Origin of the sequence: Polymorphobacter sp. (genome assembly GCF_048007885.1) — a bacterium.
In the GTDB taxonomy this organism is placed as follows: domain Bacteria; phylum Pseudomonadota; class Alphaproteobacteria; order Sphingomonadales; family Sphingomonadaceae; genus Sandarakinorhabdus.
On the sequence record NZ_CP180346.1, the window covers coordinates 1,512,452 to 1,532,611 of the forward strand.

Genomic DNA, 20,160 nt, shown 5'->3' on the forward strand with positions numbered 1-20,160 from the left:
GCCTTGGTGCCGGTCAAGCGCGATGACAAAAGGGGCGGGCCGATGTCGCGGCCCGCCCCTTGTCTGTGCGTCGGTCCCTCGGCTCAGAAGCCGATGGTCAGCGTGGCGCGGGCGCCATGATCGCTGTTGTTGTCCCCGATCACGCCGTTGTAGCCGATGCCGATCGTGGCCTTGTCGCCAATGCGGAAGTTGGCGGTGGCATCGAGCGCAGCGCTGTGGCGCGCCAGAGCGGCGGCGCGGATGGCCTGCGACTGGCCAAGACCGTCGATCGTGAGGTTGGCGATCGGTGCCCGGTCACCCCAGACATTCTGATAGGCCGCCGAGCCGACGAGCGAAGCCCCGCCGCCGAGTTCAAGACCGGCCCGCAGACCGAACTGGGCGACAGAGATGTCGTAGGTTTGGCGCAGGCCGCTGACCGCCGCAATGCCGCCCGTCTCGCCAAACTCGCTGGCGCGATGGCTGACATAGGCATAGCGGGCGAACGGCGAGACCTGAGCCGTCTTGCTGGCCGCGAGGTCATAAGCCACTTCACCGAACAGCTGGTAGGTCGTGCCCTCGACGGAGCCGCGCAGCGACTGTGCCAGGCCCGGCACGGTGATGGCACGGTTGCTGTCCGCGCGGGTACCCGCGACCGAGCCACCGACACCGAGCGAGAAGCCGTTGGCGCGGTAGCCGGCATAGAGCATGCCGCCGGTGCTCTTGACCCGGGAGTTGCCGAAGGCGGACTCGATGTCATTCTGGGTGTATGTGAAGCCGGCGCCGACCTTGAAGCCGTTCTTGGCATAGTCGAGACCGGTCAGGATGCCGATCTGCTCGGTGGTGAACCGGGCGCCGACATCGTCACCGCTGGCCGTGCCCCACGAGCCAGCGCCGCGGAGCCAGAAGGTGGTGTCTGCCTCGCCGTCGCTCATCGTTGCCGACTGGGTGTTGCCCAGCGCGGCCAGACCAGCGTTCAGGCGGTCAAAGGCGGTGTCACGCACGACCCGCGTGTCTTCCATCGCCACCCGGCGCTCGGCGCTGTGGATCTCGCCCGAGAGCTGGTTGAGCGCCGCGACGGTGTTCGAGCCCTGGGTGTAGAGATCGAAGAAGGGCTGCGGGTTGTAACCGCCCGCCACCGCCCGGTCGAAGGCACGTGCCACTTCGAGCGCATTGCCGGTCAGGCCCGGGAGGACCGTTTCGAAGGAGGACGGCGCCAGCGCGATGCGGACCATGTTGCCGGCGTAGCTGACCAACGGGTTGAAGGCGACGCCGAACCCGTCGAGCCCGGTCACACTGGTAAAGGTGCCGCTGATGCTGGAGGCCGAGAGGAGCGTATAGCCGGTGCCGAAGGTGTAGGTGCCGGGCGCGACGTCCAGCGCCAAGGTGCCGGCGAGCGAGGCCGGGCCGGAGGCGATGATCAGATCGGCGGCGGCAGGCTCCACATCGGCGGCGTAGGTCGAGCCGGCCTGGAAGGTCACCGGGCCATTGACGGTGAGGCTGCCCACCGAATTGCCGGGCGAAGCCGTGGCGCCGGACTGAACGATCAGGCCGCCGAGCGTGCCGGTGCCGGAAACGCTGGCGCCTTCGCCGACCGTGACAGTCGAAGCACCGATCGACCCGGTGACGTTGAGGTCACCAGCTGAAACCAGCGTGGCGCCGGTATAGGTGCTGACACCCGACAGGGTCAGGCGTGCGCTGCCCTGCTTGGTAACCGTGCCGCTGCCCGAGATGACGGCGCCAAAGGTGCCATCAACCATCTGGTTGAAGACGAGGCTGCCATCATTGGCGATGCCGCCCGTGCCGAAGCTTTCGGAATTTCCGATCAGCGTGCCGGCGGTGATGATGGTCCCGCCGGTGTAGCTGTTCGGGCCGACCAGCGTCAGCGAGCCCACGCCCGCCTTGGTGAGCGAGCCCGAGCCGCTGAGGATGCCCGACAGCGTTGCGCTGTCGGCCACATCGAACAGCGCGGTGCCGCTCAGCGTGATGTCATTGGCGAAGTCGATGCCGTCGGCGCCGAAGATCAGGCCGCCAGCCAGCGTCAACGGGCCAGTGCCCAGACCGCCAGCGGTCAGGATGCTGATCGCCCCGGCGTTGACGATGGTGCCACCGGCGTAGCTGTTGTCCTGGGTGAGGAAGAGCGTGCCGGACCCGTTCTTGGTGATGCTGCCGAGGCCGCCAATCACGCCGTCGATGGTGAAGCCGAAGGCGCCGGTGTCGATGATGCCGGCAGCCGTGGTCTCGACCATGTTGGTGATGGTCAGGCCGTCAGCACCAGCGGCCAGCGTCGCCCCGTCGTTGATGGCGATTTCACCAATGCCAGCGGCCGTGTTGGTGCCCAGCGTGACGGTGCCGGCATTGATACCGAGGTTGTTGAAGGCGTTGTTGCCGTTCAGCACCAGATTGCCCTCGGTCACATGGCTGATCGAGCCGGCCCCGCCCACGCTGCCATTGAGCGTGAAGGTGAAGCCATTCGAGGCGACGAGGCCGTTGCCGGTCGTTTCGATGATGTTGCCGATGGTGACATCGCCGCCAGCGGCCAGCGTCGCATCGCTGTTGAGCGCGATGAAGCCGATGCCGGCGGCCGTGTCGGAGCCGAGCGTGACGGTGCCGCGGTTGATGCCGAGGTTGTTGAAGGCGTTGTTGCCGTTCAGCACCAGATTGCCCTCGGTGACATGGCTGATCGAGCCGGCCCCGCCCACGCTGCCATTGAGCGTGAAGGTGAAGCCATTCGAGGCGACGAGGCCGTTGCCGGTCGTTTCGATGATGTTGCCGATGGTGACATCATCGCCGGCGGCCAGACGCGCATTGCTGTTGAGCGCGATGAAGCCGATGCCGGCGGCCGTGTCGGAGCCGAGCGTGACGGTGCCGCGGTTGATGCCGAGGTTGTTGAAGGCGTTGTTGCCGTTCAGCACCAGATTGCCCTCGGTCACATGGCTGATCGAGCCGGCGCCGCCGATGTTGCCATTCAGCGTGAAGGTGAAGCCGTTCGAGGCCACCAGGCCGTTGCCGGTCGTTTCGATGATGTTGCCGATGGTGACGTCATCGCCAGCGGCCAGACGCGCATTGCTGTTGAGCGCGATGAAGCCGATGCCGGCGGCCGTGTCGGAGCCGAGCGTGACGGTGCCGCGGTTGATGCCGAGGTTGTTGAAGGCGTTGTTGCCGTTCAGCACCAGATTGCCCTCGGTCACATGGCTGATCGAGCCGGCGCCGCCGATGTTGCCATTCAGCGTGAAGGTGAAGCCGTTCGAGGCGACAAGACCATTGGCTGTCGTCTCGATCAGGTTCCCGATGGTGACATCCCCGCCAGCAGCCAGAGTCGCATCATCATTGATCGCAATGAAGCCAATGCCGGCCGCAGTATCGGTACCAAGCGTGACGGTGCCGACGTTGATACCGAGGTTGTTGAACGTGTTATTGCCGTTCAGCACCAAGTTACCGGCCGTGACATGGCTGATCGAGCCAGGACCATCGACGTTGCCGTTGAGCGTGAAGGTGAAGCCATTGGAGGCCACCAGACCATTGCCCAGCGTCTGCACGCCATTGGCGATGGTCACGTCGGCGCCGGCCGCCAGACGGGCGTTGGACGCGATGGCGATGTCACCGATGCCCGCCGCCGTATCGGTGCCGAGCGTGACGGTGCCGCGGTTGATGCCGAGGTTGTCGAAGAAATTATCGCCGTTCAGCACCAGATTGCCGTCGGTGACATGGCTGATCGAGCCGGCCCCGCCAATGTTGCCATTGAGCGTGAAGGTGAAGCCGTTCGAGGCCAGCAGGCCGTTGCCGGTCGTCTCGATGTCATTGGCGATGGTCACATCGCCGCCAGCGGCCATCGTCGCATTGCTGTTGAGCGCGATGAAGCCGATGCCCGCCGCCGTGTCTGAACCAAGGGTCACAGTGCCGCGGTTGATGCCGAGGTTGTTGAAGAAATTATCGCCGTTCAGCACCAGATTGCCGTCGGTGACATGGCTGATCGAGCCGGCCCCACCGATGTTGCCATTGAGCGTGAAGGTGAAGCCGTTCGAAGCGACCAGGCCGTTGCCGGTCGTCTCGATGTCATTGGCGATGGTGACATCCGCGCCGGCGGCCAGCGTCGCATCGCTGTTGAGCGCGATGAAGCCGATGCCCGCTGCCGTGTCGGTGCCGAGCGTGACGGTGCCGACATTGATGCCAAGATTGGTGAAGAAATTATCGCCGTTCAGCACCAGATTGCCGTCGGTGACGTGGCTGATCGAGCCCGCACCACCGATGTTGCCATCGAGCGTGAAGGTGAAGCCGTTCGAAGCGAGCAGACCGTTGCCGGTCGTCTCGATGTCATTGGCGATGGTTACATCCGCGCCAGCGGCCAGTGTGGCATCATCGTTGATCGCGATGAAGCCGATGCCTGCCGCCGTGTCGGTGCCGAGCGTGACGGTGCCGACATTGATGCCGAGATTGGTGAAGCTGTTGTTGCCGTTCAGGACGAGGTTACCGCCGGTGACATGGCTGATCGAGCCAGGGCCGTCGACATTGCCGTTGATCGTGAAGGTGAAGCCGTTCGAGGCCACCAGACCGTTGCCCAGCGTCTGCACGCCGTTGGCGATGGTGATGTCTGCACCCGCAGCCAGCGTGGCATCGGACGCAATGGCGATATCGCCAATGCCCGCCGCCGTGTCGGTGCCGAGCGTGACGGTGCCGACATTGATGCCGAGATTGGTGAAGCTGTTGTCACCGTTCAGGACCAGATTGCCCGCCGTGACGTGGCTGATCGACCCCGCGCCGCTGATGTCGCCATTCAGCGTGAAGGTGAAGCCGTTTGAAGCCACGAGGCCGTTCGCCAGCGTCTCGATGTTGTTGGCGATGTTCAGGCCATCGACACCCGCAGAGAGTGTCGTGTCGGTGGACATGACGAGGTCGCCCGTGCCCAGTGCCGCATCGTCGCCGACGACGATGGTGCCACCGAGCAGCGAGGTGCCGCCGCTGTAGCTATTGGCGCCGTTCAGCGTCAGCACGGTGTCGGTGAACTTCTCAAGCAAACCGCCGCCCGAGATCACGCCATCCAGCGTGATGTCGCTGGTGCCGACCACGGCGAGATCGCCGGTCAGGACGACATTGTTGGCAATCGTGCGCAGCGCCCCACTGATGTTGCCAAGCGCGCCGTCGATGGAGGTGATGTCACCCGTGCCGAACGCGGAATCGGTGCCCGCATTCACGCCAGCGCCGGTGACGACCGTGCCACCGGTGTAGGTGTTGACGCCGTTCAACGTCAGGAAGCCGAAGCCTTCGACATTGAGCGGACCAGCGCCGGACACGACGCCATTCAGCGTCAGATCATTGCCGTCGGCGGTCACAGTGCCATCCGGCGCGATGGTAGCATCGGTGCCCTGCAAGCCGATCGTGAAGCCGCCATTCATGATGATATTGTTGGCCAGCGTGACCGGGCCGGCCAGCGGCGCGGTCCCGTTGAGCAGCGTGGTTCCGTCTTCTGCGGTCAGGTCGCCGGTGCCAAGCGAGGAATCGTTGGTGACCGTGATCGAGCCTTCATCGAGGAATGTGCCACCCGCATAGGTGTTGATGCCGGCGAGAACGAGATTGCCCGCGCCGATCTTGTTCAACCCGCCAACGCCCGACACGACACCGTCGATGGTGAAGGTGAAGGCGCCGCTATCGACAATCCCTTCGCCCGCGTTGATCTGAACCGCATTGGCGATGGTGATGTCCGTGCCAGCCGCCAGCGTATGATCGCCAAACAGGGTGATCAGGCCGGTGCCAGCAGCGGTGTCGCTGCCCAGCGTGACGGTGCCGAACGTGCTGTTGCCGCCGATGTTGACGCCGCCAGTGTGCGTATTGTCCCCGTTGAGGACCAGATTGCCGCCATCGCCCAGCGTCGCCACCGCGCCGCCACCGCTGATCGTGCCGTTCAGCGTGAACACATTGCCGTTGGTCTCGAAGAAGCCGCGGAAGGCGGGGATGAGAATGTCGTTGGCGAGCGTGATGTCGCCGCCTTCAGCCGCCAGGCGAGAGACATCACCCATGGTGACCTGACCCGTGCCCAGCGCCGAATCATTGGTGACGATCACACGCGTCTCGGCGTCAATCTCGGTGCCGCCGGCATAGGTGTTGACGCCAGAGAGGCGAACCGTGCCGCCGTCTGCAACGAACAGCGATCCAGCACCAGAAATCACGCCACCCAGCGTAAACACGTCAGTGCTGAAGACATCGCCGGTGCCAATGATCGTCGCGACGCCGTTGGTGATGATATCATTGGCCAGTGTGATCGGCGTGGTCAGCGCATCCAGTGTGGTGCCGTCCAACATCTCCAACGTGCCAGTGCCCAATGAGAGATTGTCGGTTACCCCAATGGTGCCCAGCTGCAGCAGCGTGCCGCCAGCATAGTCATTGGCTTGGTTCAAGACCAGCGTGCCAGCACCCTGCTTGAGAAGCTGGCCAGCACCGGTCAACAGCGCGCCGACTACGGTCGAGACACCAGCCTCAGTGTAGATGAAGCTCTGCGGACTGCCGACGGTCAGGCTGCCGCCACCAAAAGTCAGCTCATAGCCGTCGGTGAGGAACTGCAGGCCCTGGAAGGTGAAGTCATTGTCCACAGAGACAATGCCGCCCGCGCCCTGGAAGACGCCCACGCTGTTCGGCTGCCAGCTGGTGTTGAGATCGCTCGGTGCGCCGCCGGGGGTGGGGAAGGCGAGCGGATCGATGGCCGATCCGGTCCAGTTGGTGCTGGCCGTGGTCCAGCTGCCGGCGCCGCCGCCGATGGCGCCGTCGCCGATCTCGTCCGCGCCGTCCCAATATTGGATGAAGGTGCCGGGCTGGGTGACGATCAGATTGATCTGCTGCGCGGCGGTGTTGTTCTGGACAAAGCCGGTAAAGCCGCCGGGCAGGGTCTGGATGGTCAGTTCATTGTCAGTGAGCGTGCCATAGCTGAACAGATTGTAGACGCCGAGCGTGAAGGCGCCGCCAGCCGATTCGGTGACGGTCAGCAGACCATCGAGCGTCAGGTTGCCGTCGACGATGACCCGGTCGTTGAGCGCGCCGCCGAGCGCATAGGCCTGGCCCAGCTCCCACTGGAGATCAGTGGCGCCCGAAAGGTTGAGGTCACCGGCAATGGTGAGCGTGCCGGGCGAAGCGCCGGGGCTGAGGATCGCGGCATCGGCCATGGTGACATTGCCGACGACCGTGCCCGTGCCGCCCAGAAGCGCGCCGTTGCGGATGGTGGTTTCGAGCGTGGCACCGCCAAATTCGGCGCCGGTTTCGACGATGAAGCTGCCGTCATTGACGTTGAGCACACCGCCAAAGTCGCTGATGCCGGTGACGGTGACCGTGCCGACGCCGGCCTTGTCGAGGACGCCAGCGCCGCTGAACACGCCCGAAAGGGTGAGATCATCGGCACCGCCGACGACCGCGCCGAACGGCGCCACCGCGTTGACGAGGAAATCGTTCGCGAGCGCGAGCGCACCACCCGATTCGTTCTGAACCGCAGAGAAGTCATTGAGCGTCACGAGACCAGTGCCGAGCGCGGTGTCGCTGCCCACGAAGACAGCGGCATTGGTCAGTTCGGTGCCGCCGGCGTAGCTGTTGTCGCCGTTGATGAAGACGGTGCCCGAATTCTGGCTGACCCAGCCGCCGGCGCCGCTGATCGCGCCATTGAGCGTGAGCGCGGTGCCGGTGGTCAGCACGCCGCCGGTGGTGGCGTTGACGCTGTAGCTGCTGCCGAGAAGGTCGATCGTCGTCGTGCCAGTGTCAAAGACGATGTCATTGGCCAGCGTGATCGTCTGGCTGGCGCCGATGCCGGCGACGAAGGTCGTGCCGTCCTGCGTGGTCAGCGTGCCGGTGCCGATCGCGCTATCGTTATCGATGCGCAGTGCGCCGGCATTGAGATTGGTGCCGCCGCTGTAGGTGTTGACGCCGGTCAGCGTCAGCTGTGCCGGACCATCCTTCGACAGCGCGCCGGTGCCCGAGATCACGCCCGACAAGGTCGAAATCGCCCGCAACCGTGTCGATCGTGCCATCAGCGCTCAACAGCACCGTCTTCGCGGTCTCGATCCCCGAGGTCAGCGCCAGCGTGCCGCCAAGCGCCTCGAAGCGGAGGTTGCCCGCGCCCAGCGCGCCTTCGGAATCGACCTGAAGCGTGCCGCCCTGGATCACAACATCGCCGGCAAAGCTGTTGGCTGCATTGCCGAGAACCAGCGTGCCCGTTCCCAGCTTGCGAAGCTCGCCGTCGCCAGAAATCAGGCCGTCCTTGGTCAACACCGTCGCCGGGAGATTGACGGCAAACTCACCAAAAGTGGTCAGCGTCGTCGCCCGGTTCATGGTAAAGGTCGACTGGGTGAACAGCTGACCCTCTTCGATCGCCAGCGTGCCTGCCGCATCACCGAGATGCGTATCGGCGTTGATGCTCACCGTCACACCGGTGATCGTCGTGCCACCCGTATAGGTGTTGGCCCCCGAAAGCGACACGAACCGGTTGGCAAGCGTCGCGCCCACATCCGTGCTCAGGATCGACAGCGCACCGCCCGAAATATCGCCGGCCAGGAAGAACAGGCCATCCATCAGATCGATGACGCCTGTGCCGGTGACGGCGATGTCATTGGCAATCGACAGCGGCGTCACACCATTTCGAAGCACAGTGCCGTCGGCCATCGCCAAACTACCCGCGCCAAGCGCGCTGGCATTGCCAAGCTGGATGGCGCCCGCATTGAGCGCGGTGTCGCCCGTGTAGGTGTTGGCGCCGTTGAGGACCAACGTCCCAGCGCCGCCCTTGGTAATGGCGGAACCCGAAATGACGTTGCTGATGGTGGTGGTGCCGGTCTGCACGTCGATGAGGGTCGGGTTGACAACCGACAGCTGGAGCTCGTCACCCGAGAGATTATAGCCATCGACCTCGAAGGTCAGGCCGGCGACGGTCTTGGCGCCGTCGACGGTCACGTCACCGCCGGTGGTGGTGAAGACGGCGACAACATCTGCCCAGGGCAGGTTGGTGTCGCCGGCCAGGTTGGTCCAGTTCAGGCCAGCGTCGCTCCAGGTGCCGGTGCCGCCGTCGATCAGATTGTTGGAGACGGTGTTGGCGCCGTCCCAATATTGTTCGACACCTGCGAAGAAGACATCGAGCTGGACGAGGCCGGCGGTGCCGAGCTCAACCGTCGCGCCAACATCGGTGGGCAGCAGGCCGAGCGACAGGCCATTGTCGGTGAGCGTGCCGCCATAGGTGATGATGGTGTAGGTGCCGAAGCTGAAGCCGGTGAGCGGGATGATGTCGATGGCGCCATCGAGAATCAGGTCGCCGCCGACGGTGATCAGATCGTTGACGCCGCCGCCGACAACGGCCGGATTGGCAAGCTCGAATTCGAGCGTGTCGGCAGAGATGAGTTCAAGGTTGCCGCCGATGGCGAGCGTGCCCGGCGAATTGCCCGGCGCGATCGTGGCGCCTTCGGCCGTCGACAGGGTGCCGCCGATCGAACCGCTGCCGGTCACGGTCGTGCCGCCGATCAGTTGGACGTCACCGCCAAGTGTGCCATCGACTTGAAGCGTGCCCTCGTTGACCGAGGTGCCACCGGTGTAGGTGGTGGTGCCCGAGATGATCAGCGCGCCGGCGCCCGACTTGGTGATGCCGCCGGTTTCGCCCGTGGCGTTGATCAGGCCGCCAGAGAGGGTGAAGGTGCCAGCACCCGAGTTGACCGTGACGTCGCGCGCCAGCCGCAGCGTGTTGCTGACGACCAGACCATCCGCCCCGGCAAGCAGATTGCCCGAAGTGGTGCTGAAGAATACCGAGGCCGTGCCGAGCGCGGCATTGCTGCCTACCGAAAGATTGCCGGTGTCAATCTCGATGCCGCCAGAGAAGCTATTGTTGCCCGTGAGCGACAGCGTGCCGCCGCCGGGGGCGCGGAGGAAAATGCCCTCGGCCCCGGACACCACGCCAGCGAGAGTCAGCACGTTGCCGACACTGGGCGCGTCGACGTTCATCTGCGCCTGAAGAATGAAATTGTTGTCGACGCTGGCCGAGATATTGCCGTCGGTTCCGAAGCGCGCGATGGAGTTGGTGAACCGAACGTCGCCAGTACCCAGCACATTGTCCGCAGCAATCAGAAGCCGGCCGTCGGAAACGTCGATACCGCCGGTGAAGCTGTTCGCCGCATTGGCGAGAACAAGATCGCCAGAGCCGAGCTTTTCGATGGCGCCTGCACCCGAAACCACGCCGTTCCAGCGCGTCACCGTGCTCAGCGTCACGTCCACGCCGGAATTAAGAACGACATCATTGCTGAGGACCGTACCGTTCGACAGCGGATTGATGGTCGCGCCAAGGGCATCAACGGTGATTGCGCCGGTGCCGAGCGACCCATCAAGGCCGTAGCGCAATGTGCCGCCCCGCAGGCTCACGCCGCCGGTGAAATTGTTGGCCGCATTGTCAAAGCCCTGAAGACCAGACCCATCTTTGACGATGGAGATCGCACCACCAGTCTCGCTGATCAGCCCGAAAAAATTCCTCGTGAGGCTGCCGCCGACTGTCAGCGTCGCCGGGGCGTTGACCATGGACGTGTTGCGCAGGATCCCGCCGGCGGCCCCGCCGAGCGCGGCAACCTGCTGATCAAACCCACCCAGATCGACGATGGCTGTCGTGCCGATCGTCAGAACCGAAAACGGCGACAGCGCATTGGCCACGCGGGTCGTGACGAGACTGGCCGTGAGCAGCGTTTCGCCGCTGTGCGTGCTGCCTGCGGACAGCAGTTCCAGCGGACGCGTCCCGATCTTGGTCAGCGAGGCGGGCCCCAGCGTATCGCTGAGCGTGGCATCGAAGAGGAAGGGATCGAAGGTGGCGAAGGGCTGGATGATGACTTCGCCGTTGGTGAAGACCGAGCCGGGGATAAAGTCGGCAGCTTCGTTGAGGGTGACCGAACCGGTGCCAAGATCGATCGTCTGCGCCGCGACGCTGGCCGGGACCAGCGCCGTGCTGGCGAGCACAAGCCCGGAGATCGACAGGCCAATGAGCGAGCCGCGCAGGCCGAGTCGCTCAGACCCCCGCCGCATGCCCTCACCTGCCTTGTTGCGAACGAACGAAGAAGAAAGCGGATGGATGATCATAGGACAGGCCCCCGGAAACGACTGGACAAAATTGAACGATATTACCGGTAAACCTTACTGAGAATGGGATGAAAGGCAAGTCGATGCTGATGAGAATGAACAATATTCATCTGGCGAGCCGCCCTGTTTCGAGGTCAAAACGGACTTAACGATGCATGGGATGCATCGGCCATGACAATCGACGGATCGGGCCGGGCCGCAGTTCAGTCGGTGCTGTAGGGGTTTCGCCCGCCGCGCACGCTCAGGCGGATCGGCACGCCTTCGAAATCGAGGTCATCGCGGAGGCTGTTGACGAGGAATCGCAAATAGCTTGCCGGGAGCCGGTCGGTGCGGTTGCCGAACACGACGAAGGTTGGCGGCCGGCTCGCCACTTGCGAGACGTAGCGCAGCTTGATCTGAACGCCGCCGGCGGCCGGCGGCGGATTGCGTGTGAGCGTCGCCTCGAACCAGCGGTTGAGCGCCGAGGTCGGCACCCGCCTCGACCAGCGATCGCGCGCTTCGCCCGCCACCTTCATCAGCAGGCCGAGGCCCTTGCCGGTCGCCCCCGAGATGGCGACCAGCGGGACGCCCCGGATCTGGCTGAGCCCGTCATCCAGCGCCCTGCGCACGCCCTGGAAGAGCTTGCTCTGATCTTCGGCGACGTCCCATTTGTTGAGCGCAATGACCAGCGCGCGGCCTTCGCTGAGCACCAGATCGGCTATGCGCAGATCCTGCGCTTCGAGGCCGAGCGTGGCATCGAGCAGCAGCACGACGACTTCGGCGAGGTCGATGGCCTGACGCGTGTCGGCGGCGGCGGCTTTCTCGATCCGGTCCTGCACCCGGGCGCGCTTGCGCAGCCCGGCGGTGTCGACCAGCCGCACCGGCGCGCCCTGCCATTCCCAGTCGATGGCGATCGAATCGCGCGTGATGCCGGCTTCGGGGCCGACCACCAGCCGCTGCTCGCCGATCAGCGTGTTGATGAGCGTCGATTTGCCGGCGTTGGGGCGGCCGACAATGGCCATTTTGAGCGGGCCTGCCGGCGGCTCGACCCATTCCGGCTCCAGCTCGATGCCGTCCTCGCTGAGCCGGGCCGGCTCGGGCTCGGGCGGCGGCGGCGCCGGCCGGTCGAGATGTGGCAGCAGGGCTTCGAACAGATCGGCCATGCCCTCGCCATGCTCGGCCGAGATTGGTACGGGCGCGCCGAAGCCCAGCGCATGGCCTTCGGCCAGGCCCGGGCTTGCGGCGCGACCCTCGGCCTTGTTGCCGACGAGGATGAGCGGCGTGCCGCGCTTGCGCAGCCAGCTGGCGAAATGCCGGTCAAGCGGGGTCACACCGGCACGTGCATCATAGACCAGCAGCGCGACATCGGCGGTGCTGACCGCCGCATCGGTCTGTGCCCGCATCCGGCCCGACAGGCTGGCGGCGGTGTCATCCTCGAAGCCGGCGGTGTCGATGACGATGAAGTCGAGATCATGCAGGCTGGCGCGGCCTTCGCGCCGGTCGCGGGTGACGCCGGGGGTATCATCGACAATCGCCAGCTTGCGGCCGATCAGCCGGTTGAACAGCGTCGACTTGCCGACATTGGGCCGGCCGACGATGGCCACGCGGGCGGCGTCGGCGGGCAGCGGCGTGGCCGCGGTGCGCCCTCTTCGGCCGCTCTTGCCGGCCATGGTCAGCGACCCATGCTCAGCGCCACGCGCTCAGCCGGCCGTCATCGGTCAGCACATAGGCCAGCCCGCCGGCCAGCACGGGCGGCAGATAGGCAGCGGCCCCCAGCTTGGCGGTCTTGAGGACCTTGCCCTCATAGGCATCGACCATGACGATGCTCTTGTCGGAGCTGACCGCCAGCAGCTTTTCCGAGCCGAGCACCGGGCCGGCCCAATAGATCGGCTTGGTCTTCTTCTTGGGGTTTTTCCAGCGGTCGAGCTCGGTGACCCAGCGGACCTTTCCTTCCGACCGCGTGAGGCAGAGAAGCTCGCCTTCGAGCGTGACCGTATAGATGAACTCGCCTGCCACCCACGGCGTCCAGACGCCGGCGAAATTGCGTTCCCACACGCGCTGGCCGGTGGCGATTTCGAGCGCCGCCATGCGCCCGCCATGGCCGATGGCGAAGACCCGGCCGCGGTCGATCACCGGCGAGGCGTCGATATCGGAGAGCGCCGCCATCGCCGTGGCGCGGCCGGTGCGGGTGAGCGCATCCGACCAGACGGTGCGGCCGTTTTCGGCGCGCAGCGCGGTCAGTTCGCCCGAGCCAAAGCCGACGACGACCGTGCCCAGCGCGACGGCCGGCGCGCCGGCCCCGAGCAGGCCGGCGACCTCGACCGTACCGGTCACGTTCCAGAGCTGGCTGCCGGTCTCGACGTCAAAGGCGAAGAGCTGATTGTCCTGCGACATGACGAACAGCCGGTCACCGGCAACCGTGGGCGCGCCGCGCAGCGGCACCGGCACGGTGGCGCGCCAGAGCTCGACACCCTGGCTGGCATCATAGGCGACCAAAATGCCAAAGCCGGTGGTGGCGAAGACACGGCCATTGTCGGCACTGACGCCGCCGCCAAAGGCGATGCCCTGCGCCTGGCCCTTGAGCCTGATCTTGTCCGACCAGGCGAGACCGCCGGTCCGGGCGTCAAAGGCGCGCACCTCGCCCATCGTGTCGATGGTGAAGACGCGGCCGCGATGAACCACGGGCGCCGCATTGAGCCGGCGGGTGCTGCTGCTGCCGGACCCGATCGAAGCGGTCCAGACCCGTTCGAGCGCGCCCGACCAGCTGAGATGGCCGTTGCTCTTGTCCGGTGTGCCGCCGGGCTGGCCCCAGTCGGCGCGCGCTTCTTCGAGCGGCAGCACTACCGTGGTGCCCTGCAGTTCGGCCTCGGCTTCCGCCTTGCTCTCATAGGTGAGGATCGGGATGCGCTCGCCAACGGTGGTGGGCGTCTTCTTGCCGCCCTTGAAGATGCCGCAGCCCGAGACCGCGAGGCCAAGGCTGATCAGGACCGCTACCGAAATCCGCCGCATTGCCATGGCCTATTCCGCCCCTTCCACAGCCGGCGCTGCGGGCTCGGTTTCGCTGCCGGCGTCAGGTCCGACGCCAAGTGCCTCGGCCTCCACGCCGATCGACAGCGCCAGCTGGCCGGCGCGGTTGCGCAGCGACGCCGGCATCGCAGCGTCCTTGACGATGGCAATGAGAATGGGCTGCGCAGGCTCGGGCGTGCCCGCCTTGATCAGCGCCAGCGCGGTTGTCTCGCCGGCGAGGCCGAACCAGGGATTGCCCGGCACTGACAGTGGTTTGAGCTTGGCGACAACCTCTTCGGGCGGCATGGCGTCGAACCGCAGTCGCACCAGCTTGAGCTGGGCGGCATCGCGCAGCGGCTGGTCGATGGTCGCGTCATCGGCGATCGCCTGCAATGTGGCGGCGCCCTTTTCATCCTCGCCCACGGCGATTTCATCCGCAGCCTGGAGGAAACGCGCCAGCGCCGCATGGGCAGGTGGGCCGCTGGCCTGAAGTTCGGCGATGATCGGCCGCGCCGCCGCATTGTCGCCGACGCCGATCTTCTCGATGGCGCGGGCCAGCTGCTCGCCGGCAGCACCGGCGGTGCGGCGCTGCTGGTCCTGCCACCACAGCCAGCCGGCCAGTCCGCCGAGTAGGCCCAGCACCAGCACGATGATGACCACGCCGTAGCGTTTCCAGATCTGTCCGAGCTGATCGCGCCGCACTTCCTCGTCGACTTCGCGCAGGAAGGCGTCTTCAAGATTGGGGCCGGTGCCGGCAGGTGGTGTCGATGGGGGTTGCGCCAAGGTCAGCGGCTCCTCTGGCCAAATCTATGGGCCGGGTGATTATTGCTGAGCGGCTGAATGCCCGATGACGCCTCAGGAATAAAGCTGTTTCTCGGTCGGGAAGCGGCGGGCGCGCACCGCCTCCGCATAGGCGGCGGCGGCGGCGTCGATCCGCTCGGCCATATTGTCGAACCGCTCGACGAAGCGCGGCACGCGTTCGAACATGCCCAGCATGTCATCGACAACCAGCACCTGGCCGTCGCACTGGGTGGATGCGCCGATGCCGATGGTCGGGCAGGCGACGGCTTCGGTGATCGCCCGGCCCAGCGGCTCGACGACGCCTTCCACGACCAGCGCAAAGGCGCCGGCGGCCGCCACCGCGCGGGCATCATCGAGGATCTTCGCGGCCTCGGCTTCGCTGCGGCCGCGGGCGCCGTAACCGCCCAGCGCATTGACCGCCTGCGGGGTGAGGCCGACATGCGCCATCACCGGGATGCCGCGAGCGCTGAGGAAGCTGACCGTGGGCGCCATGACCGCGCCGCCTTCGAGCTTGACGGCAGCGGCGCCGGTTTCCTTGAGCACGCGTGCGGCCGTTTCAAACGCCTGTTCGGGCGAGGCTTCATAGCTGCCGAATGGCAGGTCGATGACCACGACCGCGCGGTAGCTGCCGCGCACGACGGCGGCGCCGTGGGCAATCATCATCTCGAGCGTGACCTTGACCGTGGTATCAAGGCCATAGATCACCTGCCCCAGACTGTCGCCGACCAGCAGCAGGTCACAATGCTTGTCGAGCAGCTGCGCCATGCGCGCGGTATAGGCGGTCAGCATCACGATCGGTTCGCCGCCCTTGCGCCGCGCGATGGCGGGCACGGTGAGGCGGCGCACCGGCTCGGGCAACGGATGAGCGCGCGAGGTGCTGGTATCAAGGGTGAAGGTGGTCGACATGCGGCCCTGATAGCCGTTGTGGGCGGTTCCCGCTAGTTGAGGCGCACAACCCACCGCAAGGTGCATTTACCTGCTTTCCGACAACCGATATGGACCGTTCATGGAGCCAAAACGCCCCTATCCGCTGGTTTCGGCGGCCGATATGCGGCCTGATGGCAATATTTTCAATGTGTTGCGGCTTATCCTCGCGTCTGCGGTGATCTTCTCCCACAGCTATGCGCTGATGGGCATGCGTGAGGCCGACCCAAGCCTTGCGGTTCTTCCCTTTCCAGTCAGCAGGCTTGCCGTGCTGCTGTTCTTCACATTGAGTGGTTTTCTGGTGGTGCCGGGGCTGAAACGGCGGGGGGTGCGCAGCTTTGCCGTCGCCCGCGCGCTGCGATTGCTGCCGGGGCTATGGGTCATGCTCATTGTCACCAGCGCCATCATCCTCTGGGGCTTCAGCGATGTGCCGCCGCAGGCCAATCGGAGCTGGTGGGGCTATATGCTCCGCAACGCCTTTGTGCAGACGGGCGGCTATTTCATCGACGGGGCGTTCAGCACAAATCCCGAGCCGAACCTGGTCAATGGTTCGCTGTGGACCATCTCTCGCGAAGTGCAATGCTATGCTGCGCTGGCGCTGACGGGCGCGCTGGGCTGGGTCCATCGTCGCCGCCTGCTGCTGGCGCTCTGGCTGGGCGGCATCGCGGTGCACATGGCGCTGCCCCAGGACATGTTCCCGGTTCTCGGCGAGTTGCGCTGGCTGTCGATTTCCTTTTTCGCCGGTGTTCTGATGGCGCTTTGGCAAGACCGGTTGCCAATGTCCGCCGCGCTCGCGGTCATTCTGCTCGCCGCTGCACTGGGCCTGAGCGCGCGGTTTGCCGGCACTGGCTTCGACCAGCTGGCGGTGGCTTTGGCCGGCGCTTATGCGCTCATCGCCTTCGGTGTGCGCGCGCCGGCTGTTCTCAAGGCCCTGAGCGGGCGCCTGCCCGACTATAGCTACGGCGTCTACATCTATGCCTTTCCAGCGCAGCAGGTCGCCATCGCCACCGGCATTGGCATGACGGCGGCGGGCAACATGGCAGCGGGCTTCGCGCTTGCCCTGCCGTTTGCGATGGCCTCATGGCATCTGGTGGAGAAGCCGGCGCTTGCCTACAAGGCCAGCTTCGCGCGTCGCAAAGGCGACGACCTGCAAGCCGCGCTCAATCAAGCAGCCGCTGCGCCCAAATCTCAGGCTTGAACCCGACCAGCAGGAGCGGTGCGCCGGCGCTGACTGTGCCGACAAGAACCGGGCGCTTGATCATGCCCGGCTGGGTCCGCATCAGCGCCAGCGCGCGCGGTGCATCAAGACCGGCCTTGTCGGCCTCGTCGAGCTTACGGAAGGTCGTGCCGGCCCGGTTGAGCAGCGCCTCCCAGCCCAGCGCGTCCACCCAGTCAGACAGGGCTTCGGGCACGCCGTCCTTGCGATAATCGTGAAAGCTTGCCTCGATCCCGGCTGCGGCCAGCCAGGCGCGCGCCTTCTTCATTGTGTCGCAATTGGGGATTCCATGGATCGTCAGCATTGCGGGTTGCTCTCATCTTTGCGTCAGTCTTGCCCGGCCGTGCGCGCGGGTGCACCATCTCCTCGCCCGATTGGCGGATTGGCGTCAATCTTCAGGTTGAGTGTTGTCGTCTGAAAAGGGGAAAGATGATGCGTTTCCTGCTGCCTGCCTTCGCCCTTCTTCTTGCCCATGGCGGCGCGCTGGCCCAGACCGCCGACCGCATCTGGCGCGGCGGGCCGATCCTGACCATGAACGACAGCGCCATGCGGGCCGAAGCGGTCGCCGAGGCCGATGGCCGGATCCTCGCCGTGGGCGGGCTGGCCGAGGTGATGGCGCACCAGGGCCCGGACACCGAGATGATCGACCTGGCCGGGCGCACCCTGCTGCCGGGCTTCTTCGATGCCCATGGCCATATCTTTGTCGGCGGGCTGCAGGCGCTCTCGGCCAATCTGCTGGCGCCGCCCGATGGCAAGGTGACGGATATCGCCAGCCTGCAGGCGACGATGCGCGACTGGGCGGCGGCCAATGCCGACAGCGTGGAGAAGATCGGCATGATCATCGGTTTTGGCTATGACAACGCCCAATTGGCCGAGCAGCGCCACCCGACGCGCGATGATCTGGACGCGGTCTCGACCACGCTGCCGGTCGTGCTCATTCACCAGTCGGGGCATCTTGCTGCGGTCAATTCCGCGATGCTGGCGCTGCTGAAATTTGACGCGAGCACCGAGAATCCGGCAGGCGGCGTGATCCAGCGGCGGCGCGGCAGCAAGGAACCCAATGGCGTGCTCGAGGAAACCGCGATGTTCACCGTCGCGCCGATCATCATGGGGCGGCTGGGGGCAGAGGGCATGAAGACCTTTGCGCGTGAGGGCGCGAAGCTTTGGGCGCGCTTCGGCTACACGACCGCGCAGGAAGCCCGAGCCAACCCGCAAGTCTTCGCGGTGATGCAGCAGGTCGCTGCCGAGGGCGGTTTTGCAAATGATGTACTGGTCTATCCCGATGTGCTCGTGGACCGGGATTTCATCAAGGCGAATGTCAACAGCGCCTACAACAACCGGCTGCGCCTCGGCGGCGCCAAGCTGACCATCGACGGCAGCCCGCAGGGCTTCACGGCCTGGCGCGACCGGCCCTATTTCAAACCGGTCGGCGATTATCCGGACGGCTATTCGGGCTATCCGGCCGTTACCGCCGAGCAGGTGATGGACGCGGTGCAATGGGCCGCCGACAATGGCGTCCAGATCCTGACGCATGCCAATGGCGAGCGCGCCTCGGACCTGCTGATTGCGGCGCACAGCGCGGCGCAAGGGCGGGTCCCGGCGGCGCGCGAGTTGCGGCCGGTGCTGATCCACGGCCAGTTTTTGCGCCCTGACCAGCTCGACAGCTACAAGCGCCTCGGTGTCATCCCCTCACTGTTTCCTATGCACACCTTCTATTGGGGCGACTGGCACCTGGATCACACCGTCGGCCCGGAGGCCGGCATGAACATCTCGCCGACCGGCTGGGTGCTGGCGCGCGACATGATCTTCACCAGCCATCATGATGCGCCAGTGGCCTTTCCCGATTCGATGCGGGTGCTCGATGCGACGGTCACCCGCCGCTCACGCTCAGGCCGGATCGTAGGGGCCGACCACCGGGTCGATGTGATCACCGCGCTGAAGGCGATGACGATCTGGCCGGCCTATCAGCATTTCGAGGAGGCCGACAAAGGCAGCCTGGAGCCGGGCAAGCGCGCGGATTTCGTCATTCTGTCGGCTGACCCGACGGCGGTCGATCCGACCACGCTGGCCAGCCTGAAGGTGACCGAGACGATCAAGGACGGGCGCAGCATCTTCCGCCTGGGTGCATCGGCGGACAGTGCCAGCGCCCGCTCGCAGGTTGATTTCGCGCCGATGCTGACGGCTCTGGCCGGGCATGGATGGCAGGCGAGCGGGCAGCTTGACGATCATGCCGTGCACCACGCCATGACGCGGCTGACGGCGCTGATGGTCAGCGCGTCGGCGCCTTAGGCGCGCGCCGGGCCAGCAACATCTTGTCACGCCACGCCTGACGCGCCGCGATTTCATCGACCGGTACCTGCGCCTCCAGCGCCTCGGCAAGCCGGTCGACGAGCGCGGGGCTGGGCGGATAATCGGTGCGCAAGCTGGCCTGGACGCGGCCAATGGCTTCCGCCAGCCCGGCGTAATAGCCGCGCACACCGGCGCTGGCGTTGAGATGGGCGACCATGAAGGGGCCGATGAAGCTCCAGCGCCGCGCCAGCCCGTCGGTCATCACCCGGTCGATGTCGGCGGGGCTGCACAGGCCTTCGCCAACAAGGTGCAGCGCTTCGCCCATCAGCGCCCATTGCAGCCGGTTGAGGAGAAAACCCTCGACCTCATGCGCGAGCTGCACCGGGCTCTGGCCGACCGCCGCCATCAAGGCATCGGCCCGGGCCAACGTGTCGGCGGCGGTCGCGGGCGTACCGCAAAGCTCGACCAGCGGGATGAGATGCGGCGGGTTGACCGGATGCGCGACCAGACAGCGCGCAGCACCCGGCAGCGCCGCCATGAACTGCGAGCCGGGGATGGCTGACGTCGAGCTGGCGAGGATCGCTTGCGGGTCGGCCAGTGCGTCCATCTCGGCAAACAGCGCCTGCTTGACCTCGAGCCGCTCGGCCACGCTTTCCTGTACCCAGAGTGCGCCGGCGAGCGCTTCGGCAAGACTGGCGTGGGCGGTGATGCGCGCCAGCGCGGCGGTCGGCATCTCTGCAAGCGCTTCGCCGATCAGCGGCTGGGCGCGCGCTATGGCGGCGGGGTCAGCGTCCCAAAGGCGCACCCGCAGGCCGGCGCGGGCGAACACCACGGCCCAGGACCGGCCGACATTGCCGACGCCGATCACCGCCACGCTGTCGATCGGGGTCGTCACCGGC

At 65.8% G+C, this 20,160-nt stretch carries 10 protein-coding genes; 2 read left to right on the forward strand and 8 right to left on the reverse strand.

The window, feature by feature from the left end; genetic code table 11:
- Window positions 1–83: 83 nt before the first annotated feature.
- From ACMVO5_RS07155 to panB, 6 genes are all read right to left on the reverse strand, one after another.
- Window positions 84–7,934: an autotransporter-associated beta strand repeat-containing protein gene (locus ACMVO5_RS07155; RefSeq protein ID WP_416909327.1), complete on the reverse strand. Its 7,851-nt coding sequence runs from the start codon at window positions 7,932–7,934 to the stop codon at window positions 84–86.
- Complete coding sequence (locus tag ACMVO5_RS07160; protein ID WP_416906839.1) at window positions 7,819–10,992, reverse strand: beta strand repeat-containing protein; 3,174 nt, start codon at window positions 10,990–10,992, stop codon at window positions 7,819–7,821. The genes ACMVO5_RS07155 and ACMVO5_RS07160 overlap by 116 nt, the downstream gene beginning before the upstream one ends.
- Before the next feature lie 257 nt (window positions 10,993–11,249).
- Complete coding sequence (gene der / locus ACMVO5_RS07165) at window positions 11,250–12,695, reverse strand: ribosome biogenesis GTPase Der (protein WP_416906840.1); 1,446 nt, start codon at window positions 12,693–12,695, stop codon at window positions 11,250–11,252.
- Window positions 12,696–12,711: 16 nt separating this feature from the next.
- The gene (locus ACMVO5_RS07170) at window positions 12,712–14,040 is read right to left on the reverse strand and encodes a PQQ-binding-like beta-propeller repeat protein (RefSeq protein WP_416906841.1); all 1,329 of its coding nucleotides are present in this window, start codon (window positions 14,038–14,040) and stop codon (window positions 12,712–12,714) included.
- 3 nt (window positions 14,041–14,043) lie between these two features.
- Window positions 14,044–14,814, reverse strand: coding sequence for a tetratricopeptide repeat protein (locus ACMVO5_RS07175; protein WP_416906842.1), 771 nt, complete (start codon window positions 14,812–14,814; stop codon window positions 14,044–14,046).
- Between the two features lie 72 nt (window positions 14,815–14,886).
- A complete protein-coding gene (gene panB, locus ACMVO5_RS07180) occupies window positions 14,887–15,738 on the reverse strand; it encodes a 3-methyl-2-oxobutanoate hydroxymethyltransferase (protein ID WP_416906843.1) in 852 nt (283 codons plus the stop codon).
- 100 nt (window positions 15,739–15,838) lie between these two features.
- On the opposite strand from panB, the gene ACMVO5_RS07185 reads away from it, so the two are divergent.
- Window positions 15,839–16,954, forward strand: coding sequence for an acyltransferase family protein (locus ACMVO5_RS07185; RefSeq protein ID WP_416906844.1), 1,116 nt, complete (start codon window positions 15,839–15,841; stop codon window positions 16,952–16,954).
- Here the strand turns inward: ACMVO5_RS07185 and ACMVO5_RS07190 are convergent.
- The gene (locus tag ACMVO5_RS07190) at window positions 16,917–17,240 is read right to left on the reverse strand and encodes an ArsC/Spx/MgsR family protein (protein ID WP_416906845.1); all 324 of its coding nucleotides are present in this window, start codon (window positions 17,238–17,240) and stop codon (window positions 16,917–16,919) included. The two genes, ACMVO5_RS07185 and ACMVO5_RS07190, sit on opposite strands and share 38 nt — an antisense overlap.
- Before the next feature lie 161 nt (window positions 17,241–17,401).
- Here ACMVO5_RS07190 and ACMVO5_RS07195 point away from each other — a divergent pair, with 161 nt between their 5' ends.
- A complete protein-coding gene (locus ACMVO5_RS07195; RefSeq protein ID WP_416906846.1) occupies window positions 17,402–19,261 on the forward strand; it encodes an amidohydrolase in 1,860 nt (619 codons plus the stop codon).
- On the opposite strand, the gene ACMVO5_RS07200 is transcribed toward ACMVO5_RS07195, so the two are convergent.
- Window positions 19,242–20,156 carry a 3-hydroxyacyl-CoA dehydrogenase gene (locus ACMVO5_RS07200; RefSeq protein WP_416906847.1) on the reverse strand — a complete coding sequence of 305 codons (915 nt, stop codon included), beginning with the start codon at window positions 20,154–20,156 and terminating at the stop codon, window positions 19,242–19,244. The genes ACMVO5_RS07195 and ACMVO5_RS07200 overlap by 20 nt on opposite strands.
- Window positions 20,157–20,160 lie beyond the last annotated feature (4 nt).